The organism is Bacillus stercoris, from assembly GCF_029772985.1.
GTDB lineage: Bacteria > Bacillota > Bacilli > Bacillales > Bacillaceae > Bacillus > Bacillus stercoris.
In genome coordinates, this window is sequence record NZ_CP121861.1 from 2,346,078 (window position 1) to 2,364,415 (window position 18,338).

3 protein-coding genes and 1 pseudogene are annotated in these 18,338 nt (G+C 45.2%); all 4 read left to right on the top strand.

All coding sequences use genetic code 11. From position 1 onward, the window contains the following. Nucleotides 1-93 precede the first annotated feature (93 nt). The 4 genes and pseudogenes from galM (at nt 94) to QA442_RS12670 (ending at nt 18,337) form a co-directional block, all read left to right on the top strand. Nucleotides 94-1,071 (top strand): aldose 1-epimerase, encoded by a 978-nt coding sequence (gene galM / locus QA442_RS12655; protein ID WP_095431637.1) that lies wholly within the window; start codon nt 94-96, stop codon nt 1,069-1,071. 33 nt (nt 1,072-1,104) lie between these two features. Further along, nucleotides 1,105-2,580: a D-alanyl-D-alanine carboxypeptidase/D-alanyl-D-alanine endopeptidase gene (gene dacB, locus QA442_RS12660; RefSeq protein WP_095431638.1), complete on the top strand. Its 1,476-nt coding sequence runs from the start codon at nt 1,105-1,107 to the stop codon at nt 2,578-2,580. A 369-nt stretch (nt 2,581-2,949) separates the two neighbouring features. Further along, nucleotides 2,950-10,633 (top strand): annotated as a pseudogene (locus tag QA442_RS12665) (amino acid adenylation domain-containing protein). A gap of 24 nt (nt 10,634-10,657) precedes the next feature. Further along, complete coding sequence (locus QA442_RS12670; RefSeq protein WP_095432944.1) at nt 10,658-18,337, top strand: non-ribosomal peptide synthetase; 7,680 nt, start codon at nt 10,658-10,660, stop codon at nt 18,335-18,337. The last annotated feature ends 1 nt before the right edge of the window (nt 18,338 follow it).

Consider the following 18,338-nt stretch of genomic DNA (forward strand, 5'->3'; position numbering starts at 1 on the left):
TTATTTGATAGGGGGGAACATAAAATGGAGGAAATATGGCACAGTACATTGAATTCTTATACTAGCAATGAATCAAGGAGAGGTTGAGTATACATGGCAAACTTTATTGAAAACATCATGTATTTGGGAACTCCGGCCATCAAAGCGGGCAACGAACATCTAGAAATGATTGTTGTCCCCGAGTGGGGGAGCAACGTCATTTCACTCGTGGACAAAACAACAAAAGTCCAGCTTTTGCGTGAACCGGAAACAGCAGAGAGTTTTCACGATACACCAACATTGTATGGCATTCCAATCCTGTTTCCGCCTAACCGCATAAGTGACGGTACATTCAGTTTCCGGGGCAGAACGTATCATTTTGATATCAACGAGAAGGATAAACACAACCATCTTCACGGGTTTCTTTACCATGAAAAGTGGAATGTCGTGACCACGAAGCAAACTGATGAAGAAGTGATTGTTGAAACAGAAATTGATCTTTCTGAGCTCCCACATGTGCATAAACAATTTCCTCATCATGCCGTCGTTCGGATGACATACACGATTAAGGGGAATACCCTATTTAAACATGCGACGGTCATGAACAAAGGAAAGGAAGCGTTTCCTTGGGGAATTGGTTATCATACTACATTTGTATTTCCGGCAGAAAGCTCGTTATTCTCCCTGACAGCAGATCAGCAATGGGAATTAGATGAACGCTTGCTGCCGACCGGGAAACTGATGGATGTACCGTATAAAGAAGCTTTGCATGAAGGAATAGATTTGCGCCACAAGCAGCTGGATGATGTCTTTTTATCTTCTTATCAGAAGAGAGGCGGAGAAAATCAGGCAGTCATTTATCATCAGCATGCACATATAAGCATTATTTATAAGGCAGATGCACAGTTTAAACAATGGGTTGTATACAATGCGGACGGAAAACAAGGGTATTTGTGCCCTGAACCTTACACATGGGTAACAAACGCCGTGAACCTTGATTTACCTTCATCACTCACCGGTTTACAAGTGCTGGAGCCGGGAGAAGAAACGACAGCCAAAAGCAGTATCACCATTGAACTGAATCATCAATAGCCAATGATGAAGCGAAGAGAGGCGGGGAAATGAATGAAAAAAAGCATAAAGCTTTATGTTGCTGTTTTACTGCTTTTCGTCATTGCTTCGGTACCTTATATGCATCAGGCTGCGCTTGCCGCTGAAAAACAAGGTGCACTTTCCGGGCAGATTGATAAGATTTTAGCTGATCATCCTTCACTCGAAGGCGCAATGGCCGGCATCACCGTTCGCTCCGCGGAAACAGGTGCTGTTCTATATGAACATTCAGGAGACACCCGAATGAGGCCCGCTTCTTCTCTAAAGCTATTGACAGCGGCTGCGGCACTTTCTGTCCTTGGCGAGAACTATTCTTTTACAACCGAGGTCCGGACGGACGGCGCACTAAAAGGGAAAAAGCTGAATGGTAACCTTTATTTGAAAGGGAAGGGAGATCCGACACTTTTACCATCTGATTTTGACAAAATGGCTGAGAAATTAAAAGAATCCGGCGTAAAAGTAATTAAAGGCAATCTGATCGGTGATGATACGTGGTATGATGACATGCGATTATCACCTGATATGCCTTGGAGCGATGAATACACATATTACGGTGCGCCAATCTCCGCTCTAACAGCGTCTCCGAATGAAGACTATGATGCAGGCACTGTGATTGTTGAGGTCACCCCAAATAAAAAAGAAGGAGAAAAGCCTGCTGTTTCTGTCTCTCCGAAAACCGATTATATAACGATTAAGAATGATGCCGAAACGACAGGGGCCGGTTCAAAGAAAGACCTCACGATCGAAAGAGAGCATGGAACAAACACGATTACAATTGAAGGGAGCGTGCCGGTTGACGCAAACAAGACAAAGGAATGGATTTCTGTCTGGGAGCCTGCCGGATATGCCTTAGATTTATTTAAGCAGGCACTTAAAAAACAAGGGATTACTGTGAAAGGGGTCGTTCAAACGGGTGCAGCACCTGGTTCTTCAGACGTGCTGCTCGCTCATCGCTCAATGCCTTTATCGAAACTCTTTGTGCCGTTCATGAAATTAAGTAATAACGGACATGCCGAAGTACTCGTAAAAGAGATGGGGAAAGTGAAAAAAGGAGAGGGAAGCTGGGAGAAGGGGCTCGAAGTGTTAAACAGTACGCTTCCGGAATTTGGTGTTGATTCCAAATCACTCATCTTAAGGGATGGATCAGGAATCTCACATATTGATGCTGTATCCTCAGATCAACTCTCACAGCTGTTATACGAGATTCAAGATCAGAGTTGGTTCTCGGCCTATCTAAATTCTTTACCTGTTGCAGGCAATCCTGACAGAATGGTAGGCGGAACGCTGAGAAACCGCATGAAAGATACTCCTGCACAAGGAAAAGTAAGAGCAAAAACCGGATCGCTAAGTACGGTCAGCTCTCTATCTGGTTACGCAGAAACAAAGAGCGGAAAAAAGCTTGTTTTCTCTATTCTGCTAAACGGATTGATTGATGAAGAGGATGGAAAAGATATTGAGGATCAAATTGCTGTCGTTTTAGCAAATCAATAATAGTATCAGGCCTGTTTTCCAAATGAAAACAGGTTTTTTTCTGTCTGTAACAACGCCCTGTCGAACCTTAGAAGAATTATCACAAAAGCAAATTAGTTTGATCAAAAAATAGTGTGTAAGACCTTACGTGAAACCATACTTTTATCACTTTATATCCGAAAATTAGATAAAAAAGGAAACTAAAAATAAAGAAATAATACTATATTCAAAAAAATGTTATAAAAATTTAATATTTTTTATTGTACTTTAAAAAATATCCGTTAATATAGTGCATATATGGATTATACAGGCATATAATTTCTTTTATTGTCATTTTTCTGCTTTTTTCTACTTTTTTATCCTCTTATTATGAGAACTGGAGGGAATCCGTTGAACGTACATACTTATTCTTTAACCCATGCCCAAAGGAGAGTGTGGTTTACCGAACTGCTGGAGCCAGGTACTAGCATTTGCAATCTCACAGCCTGCGTGAAATTCAGGGGCGATATTGATCTTGAGGCCCTAGAGGAAGCACTGAATCATTCCGTCGCCCGCAACGACGCCATTAGGTTTCAGCTGCTAGAAGGAGAAGAGCCTGAACCGCGACTGTACCTTACTGAATATAAATACGCTTCACTTGAAATAATAGATTTTTCAAATGTTGAAATGATAGAAATGGAGCAATGGATACAAGATCAAGCGAGAATCCCATTTAAACTGTTCAACTCACCTCTTTATCAATTTTACCTCCTCAGAATTGACTCTCATGAAGTTTGGCTGTTCGCGAAATTCCATCACATCATAATGGATGGAATCTCTTTAAATGTGATGGGAAATCAAATTATAGATCTTTATCAAAAAATAAAGAAGAAAGATCCTTTACCTGATCAGCCAGAGCCTTCTTACTTGAGCTATATTGAAAAAGAGAGTCAATATCTACAATCTTCACGTTTTGCAAAGGATCGTTTATTTTGGACGCAAACCTTTCAGCACCCGTTGGAATATCACTCGTTAGCCGGCCAGACGTCCTTACAAAAACAGAGCACAGCCGCATCCAGAGACACCATTATTCTTTCACCTGATCTAGAGCAAACGATTCGAATCTTCTGTAAAGAACACAAGATCAATATCATTTCCTTATTTATGGCTTCATTTTACATATGCATCAGCCGAATCACTTCTAAAAAAGATCTTGCCATTGGCACCTATTATGGCAACAGAGGGTCAAAGGCTGAAAAAGAAATGCTCGGCATGTTCGTCAGTTCTCTTCCAATCAGAATAACGGTTGATCCTGACACAGATTTTCTTTCCTTTGTCCGCAGAATAGGCAGGGAACAGCTTTCCGTTATGCGTCATCAACGGTTTCCTTATAATTTGCTTGTGAATGAATTAAGAAATGAACAGAAGGATTTACACAACCTTATCGGTATATCTATGCAGTATCAGCCACTTCAGTGGCATAATGCAGATGGTTTTGACTATGAAACAGCGCTGTATTTCAGCGGATACACCGCGAATGAGCTTTCTGTTCAGATACAGGAACGTGTAGACACCGGAACCATACAATTAAATTTCGACTATCAAAATACCTTGTTTTCTCTTGAGGATATTAAACGTATTCAACACCATCTGCTTACCTTACTGGAAAGCGCCCTTCAACAACCGTACAGCTTTATAAGAGAATTAGATATGACGAATACAAGAGAAAAGCAAAAATTGTTGTATGAGTATAACAAGACAAAAGCTGTTTCGCCTGAAGCCCCAACTTTGCACGGTCTGTTTGAACGACAGGCGGCTTTCACACCGGAACGGACAGCCATTCGATTTTCAGGCGGTTCGCTGACGTATGCTGAGCTTGACATGTATGCCAGCCGGCTGGCTGCCCGCCTTGCGGCACGCGGCGTCTCGAAGGAAAGCATCGTAGGTGTCCTGTCTGAGCGGTCACCTGACATGCTGATCGCTGTACTTGCTGTATTAAAAGCTGGCGGGGCGTATTTGCCGCTTGATCCTGAGTATCCAGAAGAGCGGCTGAGCTACATGCTGAAAGACAGCGGGGCAGATCTCTTACTGACACAGCCGGGATGCTCCGCACCGAGCTTTTCCGGAGAGACGCTTGAAGTTGACCTGACATCTCTTGGGAGAGAAAAAGCAGAAAACCATGTATTTGTTTCTGCTGACAGTGGTTCTCTCGCCTATGTCATCTATACGTCTGGCTCCACCGGGCAGCCAAAAGGGGTAGCCGTCGAGCACCGCCAGGCTGTTTCCTTTCTGACCGGCATGCAGCACCAGTTTCCGCTTCAGGAAGATGACATTGTTATGGTGAAAACCTCTTTTTCCTTTGATGCGTCTGTGTGGCAGCTGTTTTGGTGGACACTTTCCGGTGCTTCGGCGTATCTGCTTCCTCCGGGCTGGGAGAAAGATCCGGCATTGATTGTCAAAGCCATTCATCAGGAAAACGTGACAACGGTTCATTTTATTCCGGCTATGCTGAACAGCTTTCTCGATCAAGCGGAAATCGCAACACTGGGTGACGGGACAAGCCTGAAGCGTGTATTCGCCGGAGGTGAACCGCTTGCACCCCGTATGGCAGCGCGATTTGCTTCTTTATTGCCGGAGGTATCGCTGATCCATGGCTATGGGCCGACAGAAGCAACGGTTGACGCGGCATTCTACGTGTTGGACCCAGAGCGGGACAGGGACCGCTTGCGGATTCCGATCGGGAAGCCTGTACCCGGTGCGCGTTTGTATGTTTTAGATCCCCATTTAGTCGTACAGCCTATCGGTGTCTCCGGCGAACTGTACATTGCCGGAGCGGGTGTGGCCAGAGGCTATTTGAATCGGCCGGCCTTAACGGAGGAGCGTTTTCTTGAGGACCCGTTTTACCCGGGGGAACGCATGTACAAAACAGGGGATGTAGCCCGCTGGCTCCCTGACGGGAATATGGAATTCCTCGGCCGTACGGATGATCAGGTGAAAATCCGTGGTTACCGGATTGAGCCTGGAGAAATTGAAGCGGCGCTTAGAAGCATAGAAGGCATAAGGGAAGCGGCCGTTACCGTACGGACAGACAGCGGCGAGCCGGAATTATGCGCTTATATAGAAGGACTCCCGAGAAACGAAGTGCGGGCGCAGCTGGAGAGACGGCTGCCGGGCTACATGATCCCAGCCCATATGATCGAGATGGAACAGTGGCCGGTTACGCCAAGCGGAAAGCTGGACCGGAACGCCCTGCCAGCTCCTAACGGAGCGGCAGATGCAGAGACCTACACAGCGCCAAGAAATGTGACCGAGATGAAGCTTGCCCAGCTGTGGGAGGACGTCCTGAAAAACGGCCCTGTCGGGATTCATGACAACTTTTTTGACCGCGGAGGACATTCCTTAAAAGCAACAGCGCTTGTGTCCCGGATTTCAAAAGAATTTGATGTACAGGTGCCGCTAAAAGATGTGTTTGCCCATCCGACGGTAGAAGGGCTGGCTTCCGTTATCCGTGAAGGAACGGACAGTCCATATGAAGCGATAAAGCCGACGGAACAGCGTGAAACCTATCCGGTTTCCTCTGCCCAAAAACGGATTTATGTCCTTCAGCAGCTGGAGGACGGGGGGATAGGCTACAATATGCCGGCTGTATTAGAACTTGAAGGGAAGCTTGATCCAGAAAGGCTGGACAGGGCTTTCAAAGAGCTGATCAAGCGCCACGAGTCGCTTCGTACCTCCTTTGAACAGGATGGAGGCGGTGAGCCGGTGCAGCGCACCCATGATGAGGTGCCGTTTACATTACAGACGACAGTTCTCGGCGACCAAACCGAACAGGAATCGGCAGCCGCGTTTATCAAGCCGTTTGATCTCAGCCAAGCGCCGCTGTTCCGTGCCCAAATCGTAAAGGTATCAGATGAACGGCACCTGTTGCTGGTTGATATGCATCACATCATTTCAGACGGTGTTTCCGTCAACATTCTGATTCGGGAATTCGGAAAGCTGTACAACAACCAGAACCTTCCCGCGCTTCATATTCAATATAAAGATTATGCCGTATGGCAAGAAGGATTCAAAACAGGAGACGCGTACAAAACGCAGGAGGCGTACTGGCTGAAGCAGCTCGAGGGCGAGCTGCCGGTGCTGGATCTCCCGGCTGATCACCCCCGCCCGCCGGTGCGAAGCTTTGCGGGTGACAAGGTCTCATTTACGCTTGATCAAGAGGCCGCATCAGGGCTTCACAAGCTGGCACGGGAGAATGGAAGCACACTGTACATGGTGCTCCTTGCGGCCTACACAGCGTTATTGTCACGCTTAAGCGGACAGGAAGATATCATCGTCGGCTCGCCAATTGCCGTTGCCGCACAAGGATCTCGAGCCGATACTCGGCATGTTTGTGAACACGCTGGCGCTTCGGGCACGCCCGGAGGGCGGGAAGCCGTTTGTACAGTATTTGCAGGAAGTGCGCGAGACTGCATTGGAAGCCTATGAACATCAGGATTATCCGTTCGAAGAGCTTGTCGATAAGCTTGAATTGAAAAGGGATATGAGCCGGAATCCAGTATTTGATGCGATGTTTATCCTTCAAAATATGGAAAAGCAGGAGATGGATCTGGAAGAGATAACAGTCCGGCCTGCCACATTCGCACATCACATTTCTTTATTCGATATCACGTTAATCGCAACCGAAACAGATGAAGCCGTATGCTGCGAATTGGAATTTAGTACAGAAGTGTTCCTGAAAGATACGATTGAACGCTGGGCAGCTCATTTTATCGAATTACTGCATGCGGTCATTTCTAATCCTGAAACAAGGCTTTCACAAATAAATATACTTAGTGAAAAAGAAAAACAAAAAATTCTCACTACATTTAACAAAACTCAAGTTGAATTTGCTCAAAGTAATGTTCCTTTTCATCGCATATTTGAAGCAAAAGCTGAAGAAATTCCAGAACATATAGCTGTTTTTGATAACGAAACAGAGATTAGCTATCGGCTTCTAAATGAAAGAGCCAATCGTCTGGCACGAACATTGCAAAACAGAAAAGGACCGAAGCCAACTGTGGCAGTTTTAGCCAAGCGGTCCATTGATGCCATTGTTGGCGTGCTGGCAGTGATGAAAGCTGGCGGAGTGTATATCCCAATCGATTCACACTATCCAAAAGCTCGTATTGAATACATTCTTCGTGATAGCGGGGCAGATATTCTTCTTTTACAGAGAGAGTTGGAGCATTTGATTTCGAACTCGCCTGAATCTGAGATGTATCACATCTGCCTTGACGATGAGAGCTCTTATGAAGAAAGTAACTGCAACCTTAACTTATCTCCTGCTCCTGAAGAGGAGGTATATATCATTTATACGTCAGGAACGACGGGTGCGCCTAAAGGTGTGATTGTCACCCATCAGAACTTTACTCATGCTGCTCTTGCTTGGCGTCAAATTTATGAGCTTGATCGGAAGCCTGTCAGACTGCTTCAAATCGCGAGCTTTTCATTCGATGTCTTTTCAGGAGATTTGGCGAGATCATTGATAAACGGCGGGACGCTAATCATTTGTTCAGATGAAAAGAGGCTGGAACCTGCTGAATTATATGGAATCATGAGCGCCCGGCGAATTACGATAATGGAGTCAACACCGGCTCTCATTATCCCGCTTATGGAGTATATATACCGTAACAAGCTCAAGCTTTCTGACCTAGACATACTGATTCTTGGTTCCGATATGGTGAAAGCTCAAGATTTCAAAACATTGACAGACCGCTTTGGTCAAAGCATGCGCATCATCAATAGCTATGGTGTCACAGAGGCAACCATTGATTCGAGCTTTTATGAAACAAGTATGGGTGAAGAGTGTACGGGCGATACCGTACCAATCGGCAGCCCTCTGCCGAATGTACGCATGTACGTACTCAGCCAGACTGATCAAATTCAGCCTATCGGTGTTGCCGGCGAGCTGTGCATCGGCGGGGCAGGTGTTGCGAAAGGCTATCATCATAAACCTGACTTAACGAAAATGAAATTTACAGAAAATCCATTTGTCTCTGGAGAAAGGCTGTACAGAACCGGCGATCGCGCCTGCTTCCTTCCGAACGGAACGATCCGACTTCTTGGCCGAATGGATTATCAAGTAAAGATAAATGGATACAGAATTGAAACAGAAGAAATTGAAAGTGTTTTGCTTCAAACGGGGCTTGTCAGAGAAGCTGCTGTTGCCGTTCAGCATGATAAAAATGGACATGCAGGTTTGGCAGCATATATTGTGCCTTCAGACGTCAATACGAATGCTCTCCGTGCCGCTTTAACAAAGGAGCTGCCAGCGTATATGATTCCTGCACATCTGATTCCTTTAGAAAACATGCCGCTGACCCTAAACGGAAAGCTGGACAGAAATGCCTTGCCGGCTCCAAATAATGTGTTATCGCGTCCATATTCCGCACCAGTTAACGACATACAAAAAACGATGGCGTATATATGGGAAGATGTACTGAGCATGTCACAAGTCGGCATTCACGATTCCTTTTTTGAGCTTGGCGGAGACTCAATTAAAGCATTACAAGTGGCAGCACGGCTGGCAGCTGAAGGCTGGAGCATGACAATACGCGACTTATTCCGTTATTCAACGATTCAGGAACTATGCGGACATATCACACCATTGGCATCTCAAGCGGACCAGGGACCTGTGGAAGGTGAAGCTGAACTCACCCCGATTCAGAGAAGATTTTTCGGACAGGTCCATGCTTTTTACTATCATTACAACCAGTCCGTCATGCTTTTCAGTGACAAAGGATTCAATGCTAACGCGCTTCGTCTAGCGCTGCGTAAAATAACCGAGCATCATGATGCCACTCGCATGGTTTTCCAGCATGACCAAAACGGCCATGTCATTCCGTTTAATCGCGGAATCAATCACAAGGATGATGAACTATTTGGCCTTTATATTTCAGATTGGACAAACGTATCGCTTGAAAGAGCTCATCTTGATGAAAAACTAGCGGCTGAGGAAACCGTCATTCAACGCAAAATGAATGTACAACAAGGACCTCTGCTGCAAGCAGGTTTGTTTAAAACGTCAGAAGGGGATCATCTTTTGATTGCGCTTCATCATCTAGTGATGGATGGTGTTTCTTGGAGGATTCTGCTTGAGGATTTAGCGGCGGCATACCAGCAGGCTTTAGAAAAACAAGAAATCCAATTGCCGCCTAAAACCGATTCTTATTTGTCCTACGCCAATGGTCTTGCCCAAATAGCTGAAAGTAAACAATTGCTTTCAGAAAAAACGTATTGGCAAACGATTTTAGACGCTCACACTGCTTTTCTTCCTAAAGACATAGAAAATGTGCCGGGCAGACTCCAAATGAACAGCGATGTACAAGCGTTTGTGCTATCCGGAGACTGGACTGAAAAATTGCTGTTTGAAACTCAGCAAGCCTATGGCACTGATGTCAACGAACTTTTGCTTACAGCTTTAGGAATGGCGCTTTCTGAATGGACAGGGCATGACCGAATCCTGATTAGCACTGAGGGACACGGTAGAGAAGGGCATGTGCCAAACATTGATATTTCACGGACAGTTGGTTGGTTTACTTCCATTTATCCTATTCTGCTAGACATGGGTATTCCCGAACCTTTAGAGGATCCGCTCGCATACCGAATTAAGTTGACAAAAGATATGCTGAGAAGAGTCCCAAACAAAGGAACTGGTTACGGATTGTTAACACACATAGGAGAACTGCGTCATAAAGAGCCTGAGGTCAGCTTTAATTATCTCGGCCAATTTAGCGAAGAGAAGGAAGCTGAAACGTTTCAATTGTCATATTACCAGCCCCGTTACGAAATAGCGGGTGAGAGAGAACGAGAATATGAGCTGGACATCAATGCTCTCATTACAGACGGACGGCTTCACGTAAAAGCGGTATACACCCAAGTATTCAGCAAACACTCGATTGAGTGCTTTATGGATCGTTTTCACAGGCATCTTATCGAGACGATTGAGCATTGTTCACAGAAAAAAGCACGCGAAAAAACGCTGAGTGATTTCAGCAATAAGGAATTAACGTTGTCTGCATTATCTAGCATCGAAAATTTGGTGAAAGATCTTTAACTTTTGAAAAGGTGTGTGGAATTGATGGCACAATCGGCGCAAATTCAAGATATTTATCCGTTATCGCACATGCAAGAAGGAATGCTGTTTCATTCACTGATGGATTTCAGCTCAAAAGCCTATGTCGAACAGACCTCGTTTACGATCACAGGCAATCTATGTATCGACTCGTTTCAAAAGAGCTTAAACCTTCTTGTCTCCAGGTATGATATTTTCAGAACAATTTTCATTAAAGAAGTACCAGATCTTACAGGGCCGCAGCAGGTAGTCTTGTCAAACCGTGAATTGACAGTATATAGAGAAGATATATCTCGCCTGGCTGATCAAGACCAGCAGACGCTGATTGATGCTTTTATGACCAAGGATCGGGAAAAAGGATTTGATTTGCAAAAAGATCCATTAATGCGCCTTTCCCTTTTTGATAGAGGCGACAGCCAATATACATGTGTCTGGACACATCACCATATCATCATGGATGGCTGGTGTCTCGGCATTATTCTGAAAGAGTTTTTCAGCATGTATGATTCACTCAAAAATAACTCACCTGTACAACTTGGCAGGACGGTGCCGTACAGCCGTTATATTGAATGGCTCGGAGAACAAGACCAAGAAGAGACTGCTGCTTATTGGAGCGGATATTTGAAGGAGTACGGGAATAATGCTTCTATTCCCCGGATAAAGAGCCGCCCAGCGGACAGGGATTACGAAGCCGCTCAGGTTCGCTTTTCTTTAGCACCGGAAATGGTTGAGAAACTGACTGCGGCCGCCCAAAAATGGGGAGTCACACTAAACACGTTGTTTATGAGTATTTGGGGCGTGCTTCTCCATCGATATAATGCCGCTGATGATGTCGTTTTTGGCTCCGTTATTTCTGGACGTCCGTCAGCGATTGACGGGATTGAATCAATGGTCGGCTTGTTTATTAATACGGTCCCAGTGCGAATTCGATCTGCTGAGGGCCTGACGTTTTCTTCGCTGGCCAAAACTGTGCAGGAGGATTTTTTATCATCTGAACAGCACGGGTATTATCCGCTTTATGACATTCAAAACCATAGTCCATTGAAGCAAGGTTTGATCGATCATATTTTTGTTTTTGAAAATTATCCTGTACAGCTTGATCAGGCATTACGCATCGAGAGCGAGAATGAGGAAAATGCGCTGAAGCTGGGTGACATTTCAATGTCGGAGCAAACCAATTACGACTTTAATATCGTGATCGTTCCGGGAGAATCATTTTATATCAAATTCAGCTACAACGCAGCCGTTTATGAACGTGAGGAGATGCTGCGGATACAAGGCCATCTAAAGCAAGCGCTTGAATGCATTGTGACACATCCCGATGTTGCCGTCAGTGACATCAATATCGTGCCGCCGGAGGAACAACAGGTTATCCAATTGTTTAATGAAACAGAGCGTCCTTATGTGAACAAAACGATATCCCAATTGTTCGAGGAACAAGCTTACAAAACACCCGAAGCGGCTGCATTGAAAATGGGAGACGAATGCTGGACCTATCGCCAATTAAACGGAAGGGCCAATCAGATTGCGCATGCTCTCATAGAAAAAGGGGTTGGATCTGGAGATATCGTCGCTGTGATGATGAGGCGGTCAATGGAAATGCCAGCAGCTTTACTAGGGATTTGGAAAGCGGGGGGCGCTTATATGCCGCTTGATCCAAATGTTCCGACAGAACGTCTTTCTTTCTTGCTGAAGGACAGTCAAGCGGCTCAAATGCTGATAGAAGAAGACCTTTTGACATTTATCCCGCCGCACTATGAAGGAAACATGATATCGATAGAACGAACAAAAAGCCTTCAATCAGCAGCTCCAGATGTGCCGCCTGGTGATCTTGCCTACTTAATTTATACGTCGGGAACGACAGGGCGGCCTAAAGGTGTTCTTGTTGAACATCAAGGCATTGCCAATACATTGCAATGGAGACGGGAAGAGTATGGCATGACCGAACAGGATATATCCCTCCATTTGTTTTCATACGTGTTTGACGGCTGTGTAACGAGTTTATTTACCCCGCTTTTATCCGGTGCTTGCGTATTGCTGACAACGGATGACGAAGCGAAGGATGTGCTAGCCCTTAAGCGAAAAATAGCCTGTTATAAGGTCAATCACATGATCATTGTTCCTTCCCTGTACCGGGTGTTATTGGAAGTGATGACTGCTGAGGATGCAAAAAGTCTTCGTATTGTGACATTTGCTGGTGAAGCGGTCACACCTGACCTGCTTAAAATGAGCGAAAAGATTTGTCCTTCTGCAGAATTGGCAAATGAATACGGGCCGACCGAAAATAGTGTGGCAACTACAATATTGCGTCAACTGAACGAAAAAGAGAGGATCACGATCGGACACCCGATAGCAAACACGAAGGTATTTGTTTTGTACGGAAATCAGATGCAGCCGATCGGCACGGCGGGCGAACTGTGTATTTCCGGCGCGGGCCTTGCGAGAGGATACTACAAACAGCCGGAGCTGACAGAGAAAGTATTCTACGATCATCCATTCCTTGAAGGGGAGCGCGTATACCGAACAGGTGATGCAGGCCGTTTTTTGCCGGATGGAACGATTGAATATATTGGACGTTTTGATGATCAAGTGAAAATTAGGGGTTACCGCATTGAACTGGGAGAGGTTGAAACGGTTCTTCGACAGATACCAGGTGTAAAGGAAGTAGCCGTACTGGCCCGTGATGTTTCTGCTGGGGAAAAAGAGCTTGTTGCTTATATCGTTCCGGAAAAGGGAAACAGTCTCCCAGATTTGTATCGGCATCTTGTTGGGACATTGCCGTCCTATATGATTCCAGCAAGTATGATCAACATCAGCCGAATGCCATTAACATCCAGCGGAAAGCTTGACCGCTCAGCACTTCCTGAACCTGAAACAAATACGAGCCTCACATATATGGCGCCCCGAACCTTAATCGAAGCTGATCTCGCACGTATTTGGGAAGATGTGCTGAATAAACAGCCAATCGGCATTCGTGATGATTTCTTTCAGTTAGGCGGACAGTCCTTAAAAGCGACCTTACTTGTATCAAGAATACATAAAAAGCTTAATATTGAGCTGCCGATCAGTGAGGTTTTTTCAAATCCGACAATTGAAAGCATGGCTGTCAAATTGATGAGCTTAAAAGAACATGCTTTTACACAGATTGAACCTGCGGATCAAAGAGATGTCTATCCGCTGTCTTTCTCACAAAAACGATTATATGCTCTTCATCAGCTGGCAGATGACAGCACAGGCTATAACATGCCCGCTGTACTTGAATTAAGCGGATACCTCGATCGTCAGTGGCTGAGAAGCGTTCTCACAGAACTTGTGATTCGGCATGAAGCATTGCGGACTGTTTTTGTGATTGATGGAGGAGAGCCCGTACAGCTCATTTATCCTGAGATGGACTTTGATCTGAAAGAGCTTGAAATGGAATCAGACCAAATGCTTGAATCTGCAATTGAGTCCTTTATCAAACCGTTTGATTTATCGTCCGGCCCGCTTTTTAGGGCATGTCTCGTTTCGATGGGCAATAACCGCGGATTTTTGCTGCTTGATATGCATCATATTATCGCTGACGGTGTCTCGATGAGCACTTTAGTCCAAGAATTTACTGACTTATATTGCGGAAAAGAGCTTCCAGCATTAAGCCTGCATTATAAAGATTTTGCTGTTTGGCAGCAAGAGAAGTATCCTGAAGAATTACACAAAAAACAGGAGGCCTATTGGCTCAATCAGCTAGGGGGTAGTCTTCCTGTATTAGATTTACCGCTTGATCAAACAAGACCGCGTCTCCCCGATTTCAGCGGCGGAACAATCGAAGTCAACATTGATAAAGACACGGCTGATGAGCTGCACCGTGTAATGGCAGAAACGGGAACAACATTGTATATGATTCTTCTGGCTTCCTATTCTATTCTGTTATCTAAGCTAAGCAGACAAGAGGATATTATTGTCGGCTCGCCTGCTTCTGGAAGACCGCACGCCGATCTCGAGCGCGTCATCGGGATGTTCGTCAATACATTAGCAATTCGCTGCCAGCCCGAGGGCCGCAAAACGTTCAGCTCGTATTTGCAGGACATTCGCCACCTGGCTCTGACAGCTTATGAGCATCAGGATTATCCTTTTGAGAAGCTGGCAGATAAGCTCGATACACATAGAGAAGTAAATCGCAACCCGCTGTTCGATGCGATGCTCGTGCTTCAAAGCAGTGATGATTTTCAGTTCGAAGTGCCGGGTCTATCGATTTCGTCTGTCACTCCTAAACACGATATATCTAAATTCGATTTGACCTTGCACGCTGAGGAGCATTCTGGCGGAATCCGCTGCCGTTTTGAATACAGCACTGCTCTTTTTGAAGAAGAGACCATTGCAAGGTGGGCATCCTATTTTATTGATCTGTTAAAAAATGTAACGACGGATACCGAGATGAGGATTTCGGATATTCAATTGCTTCCTTCTGAAGAGCGTGACTTGCTCCTTGAAAAAATGGGACAGTATGCAGCTTATCCAAGAAATGAAAACATTGTAAGCTTATTTGAAAAAAAAGCCGCTGAACATCCGGAGCATCCCGCAGTGGTGTGCGGTGACTCTCAGCTTACCTATCGAGAGCTGAATGAAAAAGCCGAGCGGACAGCTGCTCTGCTGATCAAACGAGGAGTCAGCGCTGGGGATATCGTCGGTCTGATGCTCGATCGGTCACCTGATATGGTCATTGGTGTTTTCTCGATTTTAAAAGCTGGAGGGGCTTACTTGCCGATTGATCCTGAATATCCTCAGGAACGTATTAGCTTTATGCTCAATGATAGCGGGACAGAGATATTGCTGACAGAGCGCAGTCAAAACAAGCCCGCAGGCTACAACGGACATATTTTGTATATCGATGAAGGCGAAAACGACTCAATTCCGGTTGATTTAAACATTCAAATATTAACAGATCAGCCTGCATACGTGATATACACATCCGGAACGACTGGCCAGCCAAAGGGTGTCATTGTCGAGCACCGCAATGTGATCAGTCTCTTAAAGCATCAAAACCAACCTTTTGAATTTGGCCATGAAGACATCTGGACGTTCTCTCATTCATATTGTTTTGATTTCTCTGTATGGGAAATGTTTGGTGCGTTATTGAACGGAAGCACACTAGTCGTGGTCTCTAAGGAAACAGCCCGTGATCCCCAGGCATTTCGATTATTGTTAAAAAAAGAACGCGTCACTGTACTCAATCAGACCCCAACAGCTTTTTACGGCCTGATGCATGAAGATCAAAACCATTCGGATCGATTAACCATCCGCTACGTCATTTTTGGCGGTGAAGCTTTACAGCCAGGCATGCTTCAAAGCTGGAATGAAAAATATCCTCATACCGATCTCATCAATATGTACGGTATTACAGAAACGACGGTACATGTAACGTTCAAAAAATTGTCCGCAGCAGATATTGCAAAAAATAAAAGCAATATCGGCCGGCCTCTTTCAACTCTGCAGGCTTATGTGATGGACGCTCATATGAATCTGCTGCCTATCGGAGTTCCAGGGGAGCTGTATATAGGCGGTGAAGGTGTGGCACGGGGATATCTAAACAGAGATGAGTTGACCGCTGACCGTTTTGTACCCAATCCATACCTTCCGGGAGACAGATTATACCGCACGGGAGATCTTGCTAAACGCCTGTCAAATGGCGAGCTGGAATACTTAGGACGCATTGATGATCAGGTTAAAGTCAGAGGACATCGCATCGAGTTGGGTGAAATCCAAGCGGCTCTTCTCCAGCTTCCAATGATTAAAGAGGCGGCTGTCGTTACCAGAGCAGACGAGCAAGGGCAAACAGCTATATATGCTTACATGGTGATAAAAGATCAACAAATTGCGAATATATCAGACATCCGGACTTCTCTAAAAACCATGCTGCCTGACTTTATGCTGCCCGCCCGCTTGATACAGATTGACAGCATCCCGCTAACTGCTAATGGCAAGCTTGATCAGAAAGCTCTCCCGGAACCTGAAAAACACACTTATACTGCTGATGATATCAGCCCAAGAGATGAGATTGAAAAGGTGATGGCTGAAATTTGGGAGGAGCTTCTTGATGTAGATGAGCTGGGCGTAAACGCCAATTTCTTTGAACTGGGCGGAGATTCTATTAAAGCGCTGCAGGTTTGTGCCAGACTGAAGCAGCGCGGATTTGAAACGACAGTACGTGAGATGTTTGAACATCAGACTCTTGGTGAACTGTCCGCTCGTGTCCAAAAAGCCGTACGCGTCATTGACCAAGGTCCGGTCGAAGGTGAGATCACTTGGACACCTATCCAGCAATGGTTTTTCTCGCAATCTCTGGAAAACCATCATTTTAACCAGTCCGTTATGCTCTACCGGTCTGAACGATTTGACGAGATTGCGCTCAAAAAGGTGCTAAAAAGCCTGGTAACCCATCATGACGCACTGAGAATCATATGCCGGTATGAAAATGGCAGTCCAGTTCAGCTAAACAGAGGCATAGATCTGCCAGATGAGGAGCTATATGCTTTTGAACTGTTTGATGTAAAGGATAACGTAACAGACGCACATAACAGGATTAAGGAAGCAGCCAGCCAGATGCAGGAGCATATGCGTTTGGAAACCGGCCCCTTGCTTCACGCTGGATTGTTCAGAACCGAGAATGGTGACCATTTGTTTCTGACGATTCACCACTTAGTCGTTGATGCGGTTTCTTGGCGCATTTTGTTTGAGGATTTTTCAACAGCTTACAAACAGGCAGTCTCAGGAGAATCTATTCAACTGCCGCAAAAAACAGACTCATATTTAACGTATTCACAAAAAATAGCTGATTACTCAAAAAGCCGTCAAGTGCAGCGCGAAGCAGCGTATTGGGATGAGTGCGAGAACCGTCACATTCAGCCTGTTCCAAAAGACAATGACGCAGCACCTAACACATTCAAAGATACAGAAATGATTGATTTTGAGCTGTCCCGCCATCACACAGAATTACTGTTAACGGCTGTGCATAAAGCTTACAGCACGGAGATGAATGATATCCTTCTGACAGCTTTAGGACTTGCTTTGCAGCAATGGACGGGCAATAACCAATTTAAAATCAGCATGGAGGGCCACGGAAGAGAATCCTATCTTGACGACATTGATATTAGCAGAACTGTTGGCTGGTTCACCTCCATTTATCCTGTGTGGCTTGATATGAGCGATTCTGAACATAAGAATAACGATGAGCGGCTGGGCCACCTCATTAAACAGACAAAAGACATGCTGCATCGTATACCGCATAAAGGCGTGGGCTACGGTGTGCTGAAATATATCAGCAAAAAATGGGACTCTGAGAAAAACAGCCCAGAAATCAGCTTTAATTATTTAGGTCAATTTGATCAGGATATTCAGTCAAAAGCCTTTGAAGTGTCTGACATCAAGCCAGAAAATGAGATCAGCCCGAACTGGGAGCGGCCTTATGCACTGGATATCAGCGGTGCCATTTCTTCGGGATGCCTGAATCTGCACATCATCTATAACAGGCTACAATTTGAGGAAAATACAATCCAAACATTTGCCGGGCATTTTAAACAGACACTAGAAAACATCATTGAGCATTGTACGGGCAAAGAAAGCCGAGAATGGAGCGCATCGGATTTCACTGATGAAGATTTAACGCTTGATGAATTGAACGAGATTATGGGAGCCGTCAACAAACTATAGG

What these genes read in the sequence shown, in the direction of transcription:
- dacB (WP_095431638.1), top strand. Translation starts at nt 1,105, where the DNA reads ATGAAAAAAAGCATAAAGCTTTATGTTGCTGTTTTACTGCTTTTCGTC.
- QA442_RS12670 (WP_095432944.1), top strand. Translation starts at nt 10,658, where the DNA reads ATGGCACAATCGGCGCAAATTCAAGATATTTATCCGTTATCGCACATG.
- galM (WP_095431637.1), top strand. Translation starts at nt 94, where the DNA reads ATGGCAAACTTTATTGAAAACATCATGTATTTGGGAACTCCGGCCATC.